Source organism: Caproicibacter sp. (genome assembly GCF_046707225.1).
Classification (GTDB): domain Bacteria; phylum Bacillota; class Clostridia; order Oscillospirales; family Acutalibacteraceae; genus Caproicibacter.
Genome location: NZ_JBJKOP010000032.1, coordinates 99,943 through 118,678, shown reverse-complemented (window position 1 = coordinate 118,678; position 18,736 = coordinate 99,943). Strand labels below are relative to the sequence as shown.

Below are 18,736 nucleotides of genomic sequence, written 5' to 3'. Positions count from 1 at the left end.
ATTTTTCTTACGCATGGACCGTAAAGGAATAGTTCTTATCTTTTTTTCCTCACCGCAAAAAGTTCCCGGTAAGTCTTCCATGTCACGCCGTCTTCCGTATCATCGCATTGCCAGCGAAAAGAATCTTTTGTAATCTCTGAAAAAATCCACTTCATTTTCCTGTCACCGGTCTCAGTCAGTACGATTTTATCGTCTTCTTTCCGTGCCTCCAGCCGAGTGGCTTCCCCAGTACAGCCATAAAAAATATCCCATGCGCAGGTTTGGGGATTGTAGATTCGGATTGTCGTGCCATACTCGTTATCAGGCTGGCTGTTAACCAGCCGTTCCTCTCGTGAGGGGCAGATAAACAAATCCTGAACGGCGGCACCCTCCAACACCCACGCAAAAATCCATTCCCCTTTGGCATGCCTTCCCGCATGCGCCCCGATCCTGTCATACCAGTCAAAATCCCAATCGCCGACAAACTGCCCGAATAGGTTTTGTTCTTCCGGAATCACCGCATTTTTTTGAGAGGCAATCAGCGCCGTGCCAAATGAATTCATAAAAATCACTCCTTCAAGTTTTCCTCATCATAGCACAGCATTTACGACATAAGCATGTCATGGTTCGATAAAAATTCGGCCGCGGTACGAACCAGCCTGTCCCGATAAGATTTCGGGCTTAAAATTCTGACTTTGCGTCCCATACTGAGAAGCAGGGCCTGCCACAGTTTTTCCTGCGGCGGTACATGCAGGTGCAGCAAATAATTTCCGTCGTTCAGCCGTTCTTTCTTTTCCCCGGGGAAATACTCCTCAAGCTCCGCGATTGAGTCCTCCCTGCACCAGACCTCTATGCTTTCGCAGGTCCAAAGATAATTTTTATCGCTGTCAGCCAATCGTTCTTCCACATTATCAGGGGATTGGAATGGAACGTTTGTCATCACAAGATTTGCCATTCTTGCAATTTTATAGGTCCGATATTCTTCCTTTTCCACATCAAAAGCAAACAGATACCATGCGTACCACTTAAAACGCAAAATCAAGGGGTTCACGGTTTTTCGCGACAGAGAGCCTTTGACATTTTGATAATCGAATTGAATCTGCAATAAGCGTGAAATTGCTTCTTCTATTATTTTGTTATGCAGCAAAACGTCTTGATTTTCCCTTGTAACACTGTAATCCAAAAATATTTTCGGCTCATCCACGTGGTTCAGGGAACGGTATTTCTCCAGAATCAAATTCAGCCTGTCATTCTCGCAGCTTGTACTCAAACTTTTCAACGCCATGACAATCCAGGCAAAATCCTCTTTGCCGATAAACTGGTTTCGGATTTTATAATCGGAATCTATGGAATAACCGCCATGAAGGCCCGTCGCGGCCAAAATCGGAACTCCGGTTAAAGAAATGCTGTCAACATCTCTCTGGATTGTTCGGACAGAAACGTCGAATTTGTCTGCCAGCTGTTTCGCCGTGGCCTTCTCGTGATTCAGCAGATAAATAATAATCTCCAGAAGCCGGTCTGTTTTCACGCTGTTACTCCTTGCTCCGCATCCCAATCCCAATCCTGCTCTTCGATCTCTGAGCCGAAAATATTCAAACATGAAAAGGAAAAAACGGACCGATGTTTTAAAAAATTATACCATACATCTCTTCCTTTTAGAATAGAGAATTGGATTTCGCATCATGCTTTTTGAACCGAAAAACAGTTCTGCGGGGAGGCAATTAAGTTGACATTCTCATGACAGCTTTGCTATGATACCGGTAGGAATGGAAGTGATGTCATGAAGGTCGACCGTTTACTCGGAATCCTGACGATCCTTACACAAAAGAATAAAGTGAAAGCAAAAGATCTTGCCGAACGGTTCGAAGTGTCGCTGCGTACCATTTACAGGGATATTGAGGATATCGGGAAAGCCGGAATTCCAATTATCACCTACCCGGGTGGAGACGGCGGAATCGGAATCGAGAAAGGCTTTAAGCTGGACAAAAGCGCGCTCACACGGGAGGAAATGCAGAGTATTTTACTTGGGCTGAAAGGTCTTTCAAGCGTAATGTCAAACCCATCCATCCGTTCCCTGATCGCGAAGCTTTCCCCTGAACCCGATCGTTTTATTTCACTCAAGGATGAAATCATCATCGATCTGGCCTCTTTTTATAAGAACGATCTCGCGCCCAAAATCGGTCTGCTTCGAGAAGCAATCCTGACAAAAAAAGCGGTGCGGTTTGAATATTGCAGTAAAACCGGCAGAACCAAGCGGGAATTGGAACCGTATTTGATTACTTTCAAATGGTCCGCGTGGTATGTGTTCGGCTATTGCCGTTTGCGCGATGATTTCAGGCTGTTTAAGCTCAGCCGTCTGCTTCATCTGGAAATGACCGACGACTCATTTCCGTTTCGGGACGTTCCCGAAGAAAGTTTGAATCTTGATGCGTTTTTGTCCGATCCTGAAACAAAACGATACGCGACCCTTCTGCTGGACCGCAGTCTCGAATATGTGGCGGTGGATGAATACGGCCCGGATTCCTACGAAATTGTTGATCACCGCATTCTTGCCAAATGGGATTATGTAAACGAACACGAAATGGTAAAAACCATTTTAGGGCTGGGGAAAGGCGCGAAAGTTCTATCCCCCAAAAGCCTTGTCGATGCTGTTCGGAAAGAAGCGAAAATAATTCTAAAGCAGTACGAGTGAAGCTGACATACAGTTGTCAGGATTGACGTGGTATTCTGTATCAGTAAGAAGCGGTCGGCTAAGATCCAGAAAAAAGACCGAAGCCGGGAACCGGAGTGTCCATCAGGGCGCTCCTTACAGCATTTCCAATTTAGATTGCAAATACGGACATGTCCCTCCCCCGCCTTCGGCGGGGGAGGGACATAAGAAAATTCTACAATTCAACCGGAATTGCTGCAGATCCCCTTTCAGGCCGCTCAAACTTTTTTATGTCAAATGGAAGGAGCAGTCAAAAGAATGAGATTTGAAGTTGACGAAAATCGGCCCGCAACCTTTGCGGAAGAATGGCAAGGTCAGTATGACGTGTTTTCCCACCTGGAGTTTGCGTGCGGCGTCCCCTCCGCCCTGTTTTTGATTACGACACGAAAAGAAAACGGAAAGCCAAACGCCTGCCTGCACGCGTGGAGCACATTTTCCGGCGACGGCGGCGGCTTTTTCGCCGTCATGTCCGGCCTGATGCAAAGCACGCATACTTACCGTAATATTCTCCGCGACAAGGAATTCTGCATCAATTTCCTCAATCCGGATTATTACGACCGCTGCTTGAAAACCATCGAGCAGAATGATGACGATACGGACGAATTGGCTGTTGGGGGCTTTACCGCCGAGCCGGCAAAGACGATAAAAGCCCCCCGCATCCGAGAGGCCTTCTTATGCTACGAATGCACGCTTGAAACCGCGTCCGACCTTTCGGGAAAGGGGATTAACGCAATGATCGTCGGCAGGGTCAGACACGCGGCCGTGGAAGAAAACCATGACATTGGAACAATCTGCAGTTCAAATGGTTTTATGTTTTATGTTCATTCGCCAAAACATCCCGTGACAGGTCAGGGCGGCGGTTCAGCCGTTACAAATTTGCAAATTGTGAAACGAACAGACTGATTCGTTTTCAGTCCGCCGGCATCGGTCCGGTGAAATCCCAATCAAACACCAAATAGCAGGGCCGCGAGACAACGGAATTGTTTCGCGGCCCTGTCGGTTTTGGCAATCTGGAGACGGATTACCGTTTTTTAATCCTGAAAAATCGGTTCGATATATTTTTTAATCAGTTCGATTCGATCCTTGGCATCCGGTATAAGAAGCGAAGCAATGGAAACCACCATTTTTTTCTTTGTATTCACATAGATTACATTGCCACCGTCGCCCAGAGCCGCATAGCTGTCGCCGTCAAGAATCCACCAAAGATAGCCGTAGGCCAGATTTCCCCACTGGGCGCATCGGCTGTGTTCCCGCGTGCTCTCAGCAATCCACCCAGCCGATACAATTTGTTTGCCGCCCCATACTCCGCCGTTCAGGTACAACCGGCCTATTTTTGTCATATCCTCAGCCGTCAGGAAAAGGCCCCAGCCCGCCGTGTTGATTCCCTGCGCGTCAACGGCCCAGCCGCTGGTGTTTTTATCGTTCATCACGGCGATATGTTCTTCCTTATTACGCAGCACCACATTGCGCGGCACTTTAATTCCCAGTGGTGCGAATAAATTTTCAACAGCAAAATCAAGCACGGACCGCCCTGTAGCCTTCACGAGGATTCCCGACAAAATATGGGTTCCGCCGATGGCGGAATAATTGAATTCTCCGATGGCACCGTCTCCGCCTAACAAATCGAGGGCGTCCCGAATCGGGTTCCGGCTTGTAAAGAATTTTTCGTAGGGCTCCGTCTGATATCGATACGGGGCCGTCATGGTAAGTAAATTTCTGATTGTAATGTTCTGTATTGTTCTTTCGCCCGCTTTCACCGTGTAATCCGGGAATAAGTCCAACACCTTCCGGTCCTCGTTTTCGATATAACCCTGCTCGATGGCGATACCAATCAACGCGGAAACAACACTTTTGGTCACCGATGCCACGTGGACAGCATGACCGGCCGTGTATCCGTTCCAGTAATTTTCGTATAATTTCACTCCGCTTTTTTGTACAAGAATGCCCGCGATATTGCCATACTCGGCGCAAATCACCTTTTCAAGCTCTTCAATTTTTTCCTGCTTCATGCAATCAGTTTTCTCCTTTCATTGATGAAGGATATCCTTGAAATAAAGAGTAAGTCTATTAAAAAAAGATTGCAAGAGGCATTTTAAAAAAACTAAATAACTTTATGACCTTTCCGGCAGCCGGAAACGTCCATTTTTTAATCCGCGCCTAATTGCCATTTTGCTTTTAAAATCAGATTGCCGACGTCTTTATACTGTAACCTGCCGTAAAACCGGTTATGTTTCTCATCGTTTACAGCCTGCAGCTGAATCATCGACGCGCCCATGCTTTTTACCTGCCGCTCAAGCTCCAACATCAAAGCAGTGCCAAATCCCTTATTTTGACAGGCAAGTGCAATCACAATCTCAATCAAATCGTAAGCGACCAGATCGTCATACTGCTCAAAATAACCCATCGCAAAGCCGATTATGACTTCATTATTTTCAAGAACCAAGCAATGAGAATCCTCTCTGCTCCAAACCTGATGAATGCGTTTATAGGTGGTTTCCTTCGTCCAGCAGCTGTTATCCTTATAATTGTAGTATTCCATGTACAGCGGAATAACTTTTTGAATATCAGCTTCTTCCATCTTTCTGTAAATCATTTTCATCCTCCAGCGCTTATTTTTCAAACATAAAGCAATCAGAATTACGGTGCATGACAGGCAAATCATATTACAGCAATTCCAGTTGAATTGTAGAATTTACTTATATCCCTCCCCCGCCTTCGGCGGAGGAGGGATATGTCCATATTTGCAATCTAAATTGGAAATGCTGTAGCCAAGTGGTCGGCATTTAAAATGGCGGTACCAATATTCCGAATTGCTCCTCACACAAATTGCACTTTTTCCACAGACGGTGCCTTCACTCATGAAATTGTCTGTCGTTATTCGCAGCCCTTGCTTTTACGAACCGCGCGCGCTCTTTATGGGGCCGGGCTTGCCTCAGCGGTTTTTTTTAGATTCAATAAATGTATTAACCGAATCATACAGCATAACAAGCGCTGAACTCAGCAGCGCACCGCCAAGAATATCGGTCAACCAGTGAACTCCTGACAGCAGCCGCCCGACTACAGCGACGGCGACAAAGACGGCACAGACCACGTTAATGGCAATTCTTGCCGCTCTTCCCTTTACCAGACGGTTGAACTGCATGATCGCCGTGGACATGACACACAGGACAAGCAGTGTGGTGGAAGAAGGATACGACGCTTCTAAAACGTTCTGAATAAGAACCGGTCTGTAATTTACGATATTGAACTCAAAAAACAAATAGGCACCGATCACAAGCAGATAAAACGCGCCCAGCACCAGAATGCTGTAATCCACACGCTTCAGACTCTTTCTACCAATGAGCTGAATCAGTCCCAGGATCGCAAAGCCCAAGGCAACCAAAACAGGCACCACGCCGAACCAGTCCGTAATGTGGTACAGGAGCATATTGACTCCCAGCCGTTCTGACATCCATTTGTTCAGAGTTGCAAACCCTACATAAGAACCCTTCGGCCCTACCGGCTTCACATCCACATGCATGAGCATGATTGTGAGTATCACGAAAAGGGAAAACAAGGCTCCTGATACTGCAAAATTGATTTGATTGCTTTTTTTCATTTTCTGATCTCCATTCCTAATTTGGTGTTATCCAGACTTCAAGTCTGATATCAGCCTATCATGAAGGTTCAGAAAATTGTAAGAATCGCGGCGTCACAGTCGTGACACGATTCGTGTCACCGCTGTTTTACGAGCAAAACGCCTTTGATTATAAGCAAGCAAAACACAAATACACTTGCATAAGGTTGTCGGGTGCTGATAAAAATAAGCACGCTCAAAATACTGAGCATGAGCGAAACCGGCAGTTTGCTTTTCGCCCATATTCGATTAGGAAAGCTTTGAAAAGCAAGGATCGCAATTCCAAACACAACAGTCAACGACACCAACACAAAATACGGAACAAGAATATAGTTTGGTTCATCCGTGAGAGCAATGAGCGAAACGGTGTATATCATACCGTCTCCTTGCTGCCCAAAGAACGGCAGAAAAAGCAGCAGGGCCATTGTACAGTCGAATATTCCGAAAATCATATCGGAAAAGCTTTTTGCATTTTCTTTGCTTTCCGTTTCGGCAAGGGATATCAGTTCTTCGCCGGAAAGCAGTTCGTCAACAGATACGGAAAAGAGTTTTGAAATTGCTTTGAGGGAATCGATGTTGGGATATCCACGCCCGGATTCCCATTTGGAAACCGCCGTGCGGGATACATAGAGCGAGTCGGCAAGTTCCTCTTGTGTCAAATTTTTCTGTTTTCGTAATTGCTGCAATTTTTCATTGAATTCCATTGAGCTGCGCCTCGCTTCCGATGTGTACTGAGTTTTTTTCGCACTAGCAATTGCGGTTTTTAAAAAGCGTGCAAATCACTGGATTTCCATAAAGTCTATTCATTAAACTTCTTGGGAAATCGTATTTTACTTTCCGGAGAGTTCTAGGTACCTGTCAATCAGATCATAGATAAATGGTCTGATTGGAGAAAAACAAAAACCTAGATCTGACGCAAGTTTGGTATTTAAACTATAATCCACTCCGCCGTTATAGGGAGCATTATCCCCATGATTTGATAGAATTGCCTGTTTGCCTGTCTTTTCTTCGACATGCTGAATGATCTCCTGCAATGATATTGTTCCGCTGTTGCTTCCGTTCATAACGCCTGTGTATTCCTGCTCTGCTAAGAAAGCCAAAAAACGGCCCGCTTCGTTTGAGCTGACAAATCCCATCTGCGCATCGATATCGTCAATCAACATGGGTATCCCCTTTACAATATGCTCGACATAAAAATACAGTCGATTGGTATAGTCGTCGGGTCCTATCACAAATGGGAATCTGACGGCTATTGTGCTTTGGGAAGGGTATGCCTGAAACGCGGCGCACTCTGCAAGCCGTTTGACTTCATCATACGGGTAATCCGCCCTGTTACACCATTTCAACGGTTTTACAAGAGGATTAAAGTCGCCTTCCTTTGTATCGACATGCAGATCGTACACAGACGCCGAGGATGTCATCACATAGCGTTTGCAGCTTATGGAATCCAACGCATATTTCACATCGTTGGAGCAGTAAGCAAGGCTGTCACACACTACGTCAAAAAATCTGCCGCAGAATGCTTCCGCCATGCTTCGGGGTGATGTGCGCTCAACAACAACCCGCCGAACCCTGTTGCCGAAATTGTCTTTTTTCAACCCCCTGGTGGCAATCGTGATCTGATGCCCTTTTTGAAGAAGGGCTTCAACCATATGTACACCAAAGTATCTTGTGCCGCCCAATACTAATACATTCATTCTGTTCTCCTTTTCCGGTGCGGTAGCTTTCTTTTTTCGGAGCAAAAGAAACAGCGCAATCGACTGATCTCAAATCTCGTTCACAACGTTCCCTGTTCGCAAGGCTCCGCAACCTTCCCGATGTTTCCCAGTTTGTCATCGACACCGCTAAGCAGCAGACCGGCTGGCGGAACCTTCCACATTATATCTCTCAGCGGAAATAAATACAATCATGAAGTCCCGAAAGGAAGATCAAAGCAGAATCAATTCCCGTTAATGGACAATTTATAGAAAGCGGACATTTCTTTTCTTCATCCAGCTTTATCCTTCACTGATCACAAGAATAAATTGCAAAATTTTAATTTATATATAAAAAAATTGAACTAAAATCTAAAAAAATAGGAATTTAAGATAAAAAATATTTGCGTTATAATAAATATGGAAATAAATGTAAATTATGGAAGAAGGTGTTATATGCAGCTTTTGTCGGAAAAGAGGAGTGTGAAAAAGGAGGAGGATTTGATTGAAAAGGTTTCTAGCTTGCCTGTCATTGACTCTGGCGTGTGCCGTGATCGTTTCAAACGGCACCGTCTGCGCGGCTGAGTCGGCAGCCTCCGTATCTCAGCAACAGTCTGCCCTCAGCTCAACCACATCGGCTTACGGTGAAATCATCGATCTTTACACGGATAAAGCCTGTTATCATCCGGGAGACACCGCCATGATCACTGCGAAAATTAAGAACAGCACCGGAAGCGGTATCGAACAGACCGTCAGTACAAGGATCTATCATCTAAACCAACAGGTCTGGGAAAGCAGTGAAAATGTAACCATCGTAGCGGGCGGAACAGCCGAACGCAGCATTTCATGGCAATGCGATTCTGCCGACTACACCGGATATCTGGTACGGGTGTCACTTGGAAATGGAAGCACCAAAGTAACGGCAATCGATGTTTCTTCCAATGTTTCCCGCTATCCGCGTTATGGGTACAGTGTCGATTTTCCGGAAGGAGAGACCGAAGCGGAGAGCACTTCCCTGATGCAGGAACTGGCGAGGGATTACCATATCAACCTTGTTCAGTATTACGACTGGATGTGGCGCCATGAAAAGGATATTCCATCGAACACGGCGGCCACCTGGGAAGACATGTTCGGGAATACCATTTCAAAAGCCAGCATTTTGCAGAGGATTAACGCCGGACATAATCTGAATCAAAAAGCAATGGCCTATCAAATGGTTTATATGGCACGCGAAGGATATGAAAATTACGGTGTCAGCAAGGAATGGGGACTGTACAAAAATCTCAATCATAATATCAGCTACGATCCCAGCACTCCCTCTTCTCTGAATCATATCGACCAATTTATATTCCCTCTGGAGGGAAAACCGTTCCCGATTCTTTTTGTATTCAATCCCTTGAATGAGTACTGGAGAAATTTCATGTCCACTCAGTACACGGGGGCCGTTAACGCATTTGGGTTCGATGGGATTCAGCTCGATCAGATGGGTGATTTCTGGGGCAATGTCAATTACTACGACTACTCGGGAAACTCCGTCGATTTGGCAAATTCCTTTTCGTCCTATGTGAATGAAATCAAGCAAAATTTAACGGCAAACAACAGCAGTAAAAACTATATTACAATGAACGCGGTCAATGGAGCCGCGTCTCCCAACGATGATTTTTCATCCAACGATATTATCAAAAACGCGAATACGGATTTCCCGTTCAGCGAAATCTGGGAAAACTGCAGCAACTATAACGATCTGAAGAACTACATTGACTGGCAAAGAAAAAACGACGGCGGCAAAACGATGGTCTGCGCCGCGTATATGAACCAGTACGATAATCTCGGGACTACTTATCAGGCCGAGAGCGGCACTCTCAGCGGTGTCCACTCCGGGACGGAAAACAACGTAACCTATATCACCGGATTCGACGAAACAGGCGATTACGCCTCCTATACCGTTCAGGCTCCTGAAACAGGGACCTATTCTCTTGTGTTCCTTGCCTCCAACGGAACCGATACCAGAGCGCAAAAAAGCATTTATGTCGATGGAACCAAAACAATGGTAGCAAACTTTGACAGCACAAGAACCGGGCTGATCCCCGCCGACCCAAGCTGGTATCAGTATTCCGCCGAATCGTCGTTCACAACGCCAAAGACGCTGTACCTGACGCAGGGAACACACACGATTCGGATTCAGCAGGACAGCGACAATGCGGGTGGAGATATCCGTCTTGACAGCATCACGCTGGGAACCTTCGATTCAAATTCCGTCCGCCTGACGGACGCGGTGCTGGCCGCTTCCGGCGCCATGCATATTGAAATGGGTTCCGGTCTCTCCATGGCCAACGGCTCCACCGGCTACAGCGACGCCGTCATGCTGGGGCATCCCTACTACCCCAAAGCGTATAAGTCCATGAGGGACAACCTGAGAACGGCGATGAAAAATCAGTACAATTTCATTACGGCATACGAGAATCTGCTGTATGACCCGGATATTATCCCGTCGGACGGCGGACTTCAGAACATCAGTATCAGCGACGAATCCGTGTCGGGAAGCGGCGAAGCAGGCAAGATCTGGTTTATCCCGAAAAACAAAGGCGACGATTACGGGATTCTGCACCTCATCAATATGACTGCCGAAACCGATACAAACTGGAGGAATGCAGCCGCAGCGCCTGACGAAAAGACAAATTTGACCGTAAAATATTACATTCCGACCTACAAATCCGTTGCCGGCGTCAGTGTTGCTTCTCCGGACACGGACGAAGGGATATCCACGTCCCTGAACTATACGGTCTCAACAGATTCAAACGGAAAATACGTTACGTTTACGGTTCCCTCCCTGAAATACTGGGATATGATCTACCTGAAATGGGGTTCGGAGTCCTGCCCGTCCATCATTGAAGCGGAGAGCTCCATCCTTTCCGGCGTGTCAACCAATACAGACCACCCCGGATACACGGGAACCGGATTTGTGGATTCGTATGGGACCATGTATTCTTCCGTAACATTTGATCTTGATGTCCCGACCGCCGGGTCCTACAACTTAAAGTTCAGATATTCAAACGCAACCGCGGCGGAATGCAAACGCTTTCTGTATATGGATAATGCCGCCGAAGGAGAAGTGGATTTTCCGGTAACCGCAGACTGGAACACCTGGCAGGAATCGGAAAAACAGGTTTCTATGAGGGCGGGAATGCACCGGTTGGTATTGTTGGTTTCAAGCGGATACGAGGGATACATTAACCTGGATCATATTGAAATCAGCTCCTGAAATCCGACCGGCAAATTCATATAAATCAAAAAACAAGGAGGAAAAGAAAATGAAATTGGCAAACAAGAGAAAGTTAAAATCCGTAACCGCAGCCATGCTCGCGTTCAGCCTGCTCGCCGGATTCGGATGGCTGCCGAAATCGGCCGCAGAAGCAAAAATTTACACGGAGAACCAGTACGAAGCCGAAACCGCATCGCTAAACAACGTGACCACAAATACGAACCATAATGGTTATACCGGCTCCGGCTTTGTCGACGGGTTCGGCGATTCCGGCGATTCCGTCCAATTTACCATAAACATTTCAACCGCTGAAGACACTACTCTTCGATTCCGTTATACGAATTATACCGGAGCAACCAATGTCCGTGAAATCTACGTTGACGGCAATTTTGTCAGCAACGCGTACTTCGCCGACACCGGAAGCTGGGACACATGGAACACCACGGATGTGGGAACCGCGCTTTCCTCCGGGACACACACGGTAAAAGTTGCGGTGGAAAACAGCTCGGACGGGTACCTCAATCTTGACAATCTTGTTGTGACCCCAAAGCATGTTTCCGTGCGCAGTCTGTACACCTCGAACTGGAACAATATGATGTCAATCTGGCAGGCCAGTAAGCTGTACGACACCGACACATCCAGCGGAAAAGGCCCCCGCCTTTCCGAACTGAGATATTCGGGCAACTGGTCCCAAAATCAGATTCAGGATTACGCAGGCTTCTTCCGGGATGAAACCAACAATGTCAAATATGACCAGACCCATAATTTCGACTCGGAAGCTTATTTTGACGAGGACGGTATTTTACATACCAACTACCTGAAATACGACGGCAGCAAGCCTTCTGTTGAGATCTCAAGGGACTATGCGACCGTTCCGAATCAGAACCTGATCGTAACGCGCTACGCGTTGAAAAACAGCGGATCCTCCAGCGCAACCTACAGCCTTCTTGACATGCTTCACCCTAGTAACAGCACTTCCAACACAATTTCAGCAAGCTACGATTCTTCCAGAAAAGCCATCATTGTAAATATGAACGCCTCTTCCCAGCCCTATCTGGCTTTGGGAGCGTTTGCGGCCCCAAGCTACTATCAGGCTGCAAACGATACCGACAGCAGCACTTCCAGCCAAACCTGCTCTCCCTGGTATACCTTTGACGGCAGCGGCACGCTCAAAAACAACGCCAGTGTCTCTGCGCAGGACGTTTCCGCCGCATTTGAGCAAACGGTGACAATTCCCGCCGGCGGCACGCAATACGTATACTTCTACCTGGGGCTCGGCACCTCCCTGAATGAGATTCAGGCTCTGTGCAATACCGCGGCCTCCCGGAGCGGCAGCGATTGGTTTGAAGAAACGGCAAACGACTACCAGAACTGGTTCAGCGAAAAAACCGTTCCTTCCCTCTCAGACTCCGACCTGACTGCGCTCTATAAAAGGAATCTGGTTATGATTAAAAATTCGATCCGCCCCGGAAGCTCCACCGGCGACGGAGCCATGCCGGCAACGACAAACCCTGCAAATTACGGCTATAAGATCTGGTCCAGAGATTCCGCCGTGACGGCAATGGCATTAGACGCCGCCGGATTTACCGACGAAGCCGAAACCTACTGGAAGTGGCTTGCGGCACGCCAAAATTCGGATGGTACCTTCCACACCTGCTATGGGTTGTGGGACAACACCAATCAGAATTTTGTAGAGCCTGAAAACGATTCCATCGGCATGTTTCTGATCGGCGTTTATCGGCACTATAAGCTGACAGGCGACCAGTCGTTCCTTTCCGCTCTTTATTCCGCGGTGCAAAAATCCGCGAATTACATTATGAACAATATCAACCAGAGCACCGGATTTGGGCCTGCGGACAAGAGTATCTGGGAAGAGGGCGACACCTCCGAATACTACACCTATACGCAGGCAGCCTATGCCATGGGCCTGAAAAGCGCGGCGCTGATTTCCACAGTCATGGGCAACGCCGCCTTAACAGACAGCTACAACGGCGCAGGCAGCTCCATCCTGACGGCGATCAACCGCGATGACAGCAGTCAGGGTCTTTGGAATGTCTCCAACGGATATTACAACAGATGCGTGAACTCCGACCTTTCCAACAACACTCTGGAAGACTCATCCACCAATATTCTGTTCGCGCTGGGCGCGATTGACGTGAACTCCTCAAGGGCGTCGCGTCACATTTCCAAGCTGGAAACCGACCTCGCTCACGACGTATACGGGCTGCCCAGATATTCCGGCGACACCTTCTATTACACCTCTCAGTGGAGCCCGGGCGGCAACGAGGCGCTGGAAGCTTCTCCGTCGTGGCCCCAGATGACGATGTGGGACGCGGTTTACCAAATCTATTCCGGGAATCCGGACAAAGCATATAACATGCTGGAATGGTTCAAGCACAGAACCGCCACCGGATGGATGGTAACCGGAGAGGCCGCAAGCAACGTGACGGAAGCCCCCTGTGTGAGCACGGCCAGCGAGCCGGTTACGGCCGCCGCGTTTGTTCTGGCAAGCCTGGCCTATGCGGACAACTACGATATGCGGGTTTACGCTTCGGAAAACAATTCCGGCTGCTACAAATCCATCAGCGTAACCAGCGGAGCAAGCGGGGATTGGAGCCAGTATCAATACGTCCCCTATTATGTGGATGCTCCCGGCGATACCGCTGTTTCGGACAGCCGGACGGATATCAAAAAGGTTTACATCAGCAACGATGCGAATAACATCTACATTCGCATCAACAACGAAGCGGGGGCTCTCCCCGGTTCCTCACAGAATGAGTTTAAAGTCAGCGTTTACACGGAAGATTTCAGCAACAGCGCAAGTACAACGACCCACACCATCCATGATTCCGCACTGGGAAGAAATATGGCGTTCCTCTTTACCAGAAGCAACACGGATTCTGCTTACAACAAATACACTGTGTCCGGCGGCAGCTGGTCACTGAACAAAACCATTTCTTCCGTCATAGCGCCGCAGTGGGACACCGCAACCGGAGGAATCGAACTGGTAATTCCACGGTCAGATATCGGCTCTCCGTCCAATGATGCATGGGGACACATTACGGTCGTACTGGAAAAATATCAGAACGGCTCGTATCTCGATCAGGACACGGCCCAGCTCAATTACCGGCTGACCGGCGGCAGCGAGTCCTGGCTTTACGGAAACTTTGAATAAAACACAGCATTTAGTTCAAAATTAAATTTAATCAGGTCCATCTGGAGCCGGCATTGTAAAGATGCCGGCTCCAGCTTTTGATTGAAACAGTATTCGGCGCAGCTGCGTGGCATACAATCTGCGCATCAAGCTTCTGCTTCGGGTACGCTTTCCATTGCTCTGCTTCGGATAATTTGTTACTCAAAACGTGAAATTAATCGGGCATGACTATTTCTTTTGGGGTTTCTATGCTTTGTATTTCTACACTCGAACTGCTGCGCTTATAGAGAAATCGCCTGTGCATTTCCGCCGCGCAGAATGAGTTTCGGTTCCAGGGAGACGGTTTTTGCGAAAAAATCCATGGTGTTTCCCTGATTTTCAAGAATCATATTTACCGCGGCAGAACCCATTTCTTCAAACGGCATGCGAACGCTGCTGATCGGCGGAGCCAGATTCGGCGCATAAGTATCGTCGTGACCGATAATCTCGATGTCATTCGGAACCTTACGCCCTATTTCGTAAAGATACTGCATCGCCCCGGCCGCATAACCGTCGAAATAAGCTACCACACCCGTGATATCGTCCCGCTTCTCAAGCGCCCATTTCATTGCGGCATATCCCGAGGCGACCGAGCTGTCCGGGCAGGAGTAAATGGAATACTGCGAGTCGGCATAGCCCGCCTCCTGCACCGCATGCAGAAACCCTTTGGTCCGTGACTTTTCAACGCTGCCTTTCTTATCAAAACCAATATAAAGCAGACGGCCGTGCTTCTTTTGGATCAGATATCTTGTTGCGTAATAGGTTCCAAGGGAGTTGTCCACCAAAACGCGGTTAAAACCGTAGCAGCCCGCCGTGCGTTCCACAAAAACAATTGGAATCCCGCATTCCTGCAGCAATTCCCTCAGGCTTTCCGAAAGATATTCGTCTCCGAAACCACAGATGACGATACCGCTGACCTTATATTTCAAAAGCTTTTCCACATAGCCGCGCAGATTGTCGTTGCAAAGGTTGCTGCTGTACATTGCCACCATGCTGTAACCCACCTTATCTGCCTCTTGCAGGAGGGCGGAGCTAAGCTGATCATAAAAAATGTTGACGGATATCTTGCGGAGAATCAACCCGATCAGATTTTCCGTGTGTGCCGGCTTCTCCGGCTGAATCGGCAAAAGGTAGCCGGTCTCACGAATCGCATTTTCGACACGTTTCCTTTTTTCTTCGGCTACATAACCGGAATTGTTGATCACACGGGAAACGGTTGTCAGGGAAACTTCTGCTTGCTTTGCAACGTCATTCATGCTTACTTTTTTCATTTTTTAGTCTCCACAAGAATAATATATGAAAATTTTCCGATTACTTTCACAACTTTTTCTTACTCATTTCATTATAGCTTTTTCCACCGCTTTTTCAATGGGAAAAAGCTACAAGAAAGCATTATAATTATTGATATGGACCATACCTCAAAGAAAAAACTCAATACTTGTGCAAAATGAACATGAAAATTTTCATATTCATTTCTTTTAAATTAGCGACTGAATTCTCGAGAAAATTGCCGGTTGTATTCAGGAAAAAATCCGTATATAATTTCATATGTACCGAAAGAAAGCCAGGGACAAGATGGCAGCAAGTTCTGCAGAGCAATTCATACTATATGAAAATATTTGCATATTATACCAATACAATGTTGCAACTCCGTCAGGAAACACTACCTTAGGAAGGTCTCCCTTTTACTCTGCAAGCTGTTAAAGAGGTGTTTGTCATGGAAAAAGAACTGTTTTTGGAAACAAAAAATTTAGAAAAGGCCTTTGACGGCATCAAAGCATTGGATGGGGTGAGCCTAAAGGTTTACTGCGGCCAGATTCAAGGACTGATTGGAGAAAACGGCTCGGGCAAGTCAACCATTTCCTCCATCATCAGCGGAATTCACACGGCCACCAAAGGCGAAATCCTGCTGAGGGGCAAGCCATATCGCCCACGCAGTCCGTTGGATGCCCGGGACAACCGAATTTGCATGATCGTCCAGGAAACAGGCACAATCAGCGGGCTCTCCGTCGCGGAAAACCTGTTTCTCGGCGATGAAGCAATGTTCCTGCAGCACGGCTCCATCAACCGAAAAAAAATGCAGCGCGAAGCGGAGAAGTCCTTGGAAAAAGTCGGTCTTTCTTTCGATGTTACCGCACCGATTGAAACCCTGAGCTTTGAAACGCGGAAGCTTGTTGAAATCGCCCGCGCACTGTATTTCGATCCCACTCTGCTGATCGTGGACGAAACCACAACGGCCCTTTCCTATGAAGGAAGATCCTTGATTCACAAAATCATGCGGGATTTAAAGGAACAGAACAAGGCGGTCCTTTTCATTTCTCACGACCTGCCGGAACTGATGGAAATCTGCGACAGCTTAACAGTTCTGCGTGATGGCAAACTCATTTCCGCCTTCCGGAAAGAAGAATTTGACGAGCGCCGGATTAAGCAGACAATGGTTGGGCGTTCCATTCAGGATAACTTTTACCGCAGCGATTTTGATGCCAGCCACGGCGAAAGGCGAATGATGCAGGTCAGCCATGTGGACGCAGGACCGCTGAAGGATATCACCTTTGATCTGCATGAAGGCGAAATTCTGGGTGTCGGGGGGCTTTCGGGATGCGGGATGCATGAACTGGGAAAACTGTTGTATGGGATGCTTCCTCCACTGCGCGGCGAAGTCACGGTTTTGCAAGATACAAAATCAACCGGCGGGAAGGAAATTCCGGTCCGAGTAAAAAATATTCAAACCGCCATGGAAAACGGCATCGGCTATGTTTCTAAGGACCGGGATCAGGAAACGCTCCTGTTGAATGCCTCTATCAAAGACAATCTGGTAATTTCTGCACTGGACAAGCTGAAAAAAGGCTTTTTTATCCTTCCGGGCGCCGAAAAGAAATTCGCTCAAAAGCAGGTGGACGGTCTGCACATCAAGTGCAGCGGCGTGAACCAGACAGTCGGAGAGCTTTCGGGGGGGAACAAGCAAAAGGTGTCCTTCGGAAAGTGGATCGGAAACCAGTCCAGAATCCTGATTTTGGACAGTCCGACACGCGGCGTCGACGTAGGAGTTAAAACCACCATGTACCAGTTGATTTATCAACTGAAAAAGCAGGGCTGCGCTATCCTGATCATCAGCGAGGAGTTGCCGGAACTGATTGGAATGAGCGACCGTGTCCTTATTATGAAGGATGGATGCGTTTCCATGGAGTTTCAACGAAGTCCGGAGCTGGTGGAATCCTCGATTATCGAATATATGATTTAGGCGGTGCGATCGTGGAAGAGAAAAATACATTAAAAAGCGGTTTCGGTTCCCGTATTCTGCACTGGATTCAGAATTACAAACAATATATTATCCAATATTTCGGGCTGATTTTCGTCATCGCGGTCTTTCTGTACCTCACGGACGGCAATCTGTTCAGTGCCCGAAATTTGGAAACGCTGATCCGTCAGCTGGTCGTGATCCTCACCATTACCTTGGGAATGGCATTTATCTATTCCCATGGGGGAATGGACATCTCCGTCGGCGCGGTGGTCGCACTGAGTTCCCTGTGCGCCACGTATGTGATGAACCTGACGGCAGGCCAGGTTTTGCCGGCAATTCTGGTGTCAATCGCTGTTTCCGTCACGTGTTATCTGTTAAACATCATCGTGACCAATCAGTTTGGTCTGATGTCCACAATCTCCTCTCTCTCCGTGATGTTCGTCGCCCGCGGAATTGTCACATACGTCAATTCCATGAGCACTGATAAAATTGAGGTGCACAATACGGCCGGCCTGGAACTGTTCCGCTCCAACACACCGTTCCTGATTGGCACAATGGCGGTTCTTTGCATCGTGATGACGGTTCTTTTCAATCTGACCAAGCTGGGTAAGCAGAACCGTGCCATTGGTGACAATCCGCTCTCTGCCATGCAGAGCGGGGTCCGTGTCAAAAAGGTTAAGGTGGAAGCTTATGTCCTGGCCGGCATCATGGTGGGGATCGCCGCCGTTTTCTCTCTGTCCAGGACCGGAAGCGTCAGCGAAAAAACCGGTTCCGGCCTGGAGATGGACGCGATTGTCGCCCTGATTCTTGGCGGAATGGCCTTGAACGGCGGGGCAAAATCCCGCATCAGCAGTGCAATCATCGGCAGTTTTACGTATGTGTTGCTCAACAACGGGTTGGTTATGGCAGGGGTAGACACGCAGGTGGTCTCTTTGATTAAGGGCATCATTTTCTTAATTGTCGTATTCCTCACCATCCGTCAGCCGAAGTCCAAAAAGGTTCTGCCCCGTTAATTTGTTTTACACGGCGGAAAACACCGCC

Annotated in this window: 14 protein-coding genes; 6 read left to right on the top strand and 8 right to left on the bottom strand. The window is 47.7% G+C overall.

Annotation, left to right across the window (positions count from 1 at the left end; all coding sequences use genetic code 11):
- Positions 1-35: 35 nt before the first annotated feature.
- Both ACLQ3M_RS06735 and ACLQ3M_RS06730 read right to left on the bottom strand, forming a co-directional pair.
- Complete coding sequence (locus ACLQ3M_RS06735; protein WP_411676926.1) at positions 36-542, bottom strand: hypothetical protein; 507 nt, start codon at positions 540-542, stop codon at positions 36-38.
- 41 nt (positions 543-583) lie between these two features.
- On the bottom strand, positions 584-1,507 hold the full coding sequence (locus ACLQ3M_RS06730; RefSeq protein WP_411676925.1) for a helix-turn-helix transcriptional regulator: 924 nt from the start codon (positions 1,505-1,507) through the stop codon (positions 584-586).
- Positions 1,508-1,759: 252 nt separating this feature from the next.
- Between ACLQ3M_RS06730 and ACLQ3M_RS06725 the strand changes: the two genes are divergently transcribed.
- Both ACLQ3M_RS06725 and ACLQ3M_RS06720 read left to right on the top strand, forming a co-directional pair.
- Positions 1,760-2,671, top strand: coding sequence for a helix-turn-helix transcriptional regulator (locus ACLQ3M_RS06725; RefSeq protein WP_411676923.1), 912 nt, complete (start codon positions 1,760-1,762; stop codon positions 2,669-2,671).
- 276 nt (positions 2,672-2,947) lie between these two features.
- Complete coding sequence (locus ACLQ3M_RS06720; protein ID WP_411676922.1) at positions 2,948-3,592, top strand: flavin reductase family protein; 645 nt, start codon at positions 2,948-2,950, stop codon at positions 3,590-3,592.
- 128 nt (positions 3,593-3,720) lie between these two features.
- Here ACLQ3M_RS06720 and ACLQ3M_RS06715 read toward each other — a convergent pair whose 3' ends face one another.
- The 5 genes from ACLQ3M_RS06715 to ACLQ3M_RS06695 form a co-directional block, all read right to left on the bottom strand.
- Positions 3,721-4,698: a serine hydrolase domain-containing protein gene (locus ACLQ3M_RS06715; protein ID WP_411676921.1), complete on the bottom strand. Its 978-nt coding sequence runs from the start codon at positions 4,696-4,698 to the stop codon at positions 3,721-3,723.
- 137 nt (positions 4,699-4,835) lie between these two features.
- Positions 4,836-5,282, bottom strand: coding sequence for a GNAT family N-acetyltransferase (locus ACLQ3M_RS06710; RefSeq protein ID WP_411676920.1), 447 nt, complete (start codon positions 5,280-5,282; stop codon positions 4,836-4,838).
- A gap of 339 nt (positions 5,283-5,621) precedes the next feature.
- The gene (locus ACLQ3M_RS06705) at positions 5,622-6,287 is read right to left on the bottom strand and encodes a phosphatase PAP2 family protein (protein ID WP_411676919.1); all 666 of its coding nucleotides are present in this window, start codon (positions 6,285-6,287) and stop codon (positions 5,622-5,624) included.
- 116 nt (positions 6,288-6,403) lie between these two features.
- Positions 6,404-7,009 (bottom strand): helix-turn-helix domain-containing protein, encoded by a 606-nt coding sequence (locus ACLQ3M_RS06700; protein WP_411676918.1) that lies wholly within the window; start codon positions 7,007-7,009, stop codon positions 6,404-6,406.
- Positions 7,010-7,135: 126 nt separating this feature from the next.
- Positions 7,136-8,002 (bottom strand): NAD-dependent epimerase/dehydratase family protein, encoded by an 867-nt coding sequence (locus tag ACLQ3M_RS06695; RefSeq protein ID WP_411676917.1) that lies wholly within the window; start codon positions 8,000-8,002, stop codon positions 7,136-7,138.
- A 502-nt stretch (positions 8,003-8,504) separates the two neighbouring features.
- On the opposite strand from ACLQ3M_RS06695, the gene ACLQ3M_RS06690 reads away from it, so the two are divergent.
- A complete protein-coding gene (locus ACLQ3M_RS06690; RefSeq protein ID WP_411676916.1) occupies positions 8,505-11,261 on the top strand; it encodes a glycoside hydrolase family 66 protein in 2,757 nt (918 codons plus the stop codon).
- A 49-nt stretch (positions 11,262-11,310) separates the two neighbouring features.
- Complete coding sequence (locus ACLQ3M_RS06685) at positions 11,311-14,436, top strand: CBM35 domain-containing protein (protein WP_411676915.1); 3,126 nt, start codon at positions 11,311-11,313, stop codon at positions 14,434-14,436.
- A gap of 260 nt (positions 14,437-14,696) precedes the next feature.
- On the opposite strand, the gene ACLQ3M_RS06680 is transcribed toward ACLQ3M_RS06685, so the two are convergent.
- A complete protein-coding gene (locus ACLQ3M_RS06680) occupies positions 14,697-15,725 on the bottom strand; it encodes a LacI family DNA-binding transcriptional regulator (protein WP_411676914.1) in 1,029 nt (342 codons plus the stop codon).
- A 446-nt stretch (positions 15,726-16,171) separates the two neighbouring features.
- On the opposite strand from ACLQ3M_RS06680, the gene ACLQ3M_RS06675 reads away from it, so the two are divergent.
- Both ACLQ3M_RS06675 and ACLQ3M_RS06670 read left to right on the top strand, forming a co-directional pair.
- Complete coding sequence (locus tag ACLQ3M_RS06675) at positions 16,172-17,695, top strand: sugar ABC transporter ATP-binding protein (protein WP_411676913.1); 1,524 nt, start codon at positions 16,172-16,174, stop codon at positions 17,693-17,695.
- A gap of 11 nt (positions 17,696-17,706) precedes the next feature.
- Entirely contained in the window at positions 17,707-18,708 is a 1,002-nt protein-coding gene (locus ACLQ3M_RS06670; protein WP_411676912.1) for an ABC transporter permease, read from the top strand.
- The last annotated feature ends 28 nt before the right edge of the window (positions 18,709-18,736 follow it).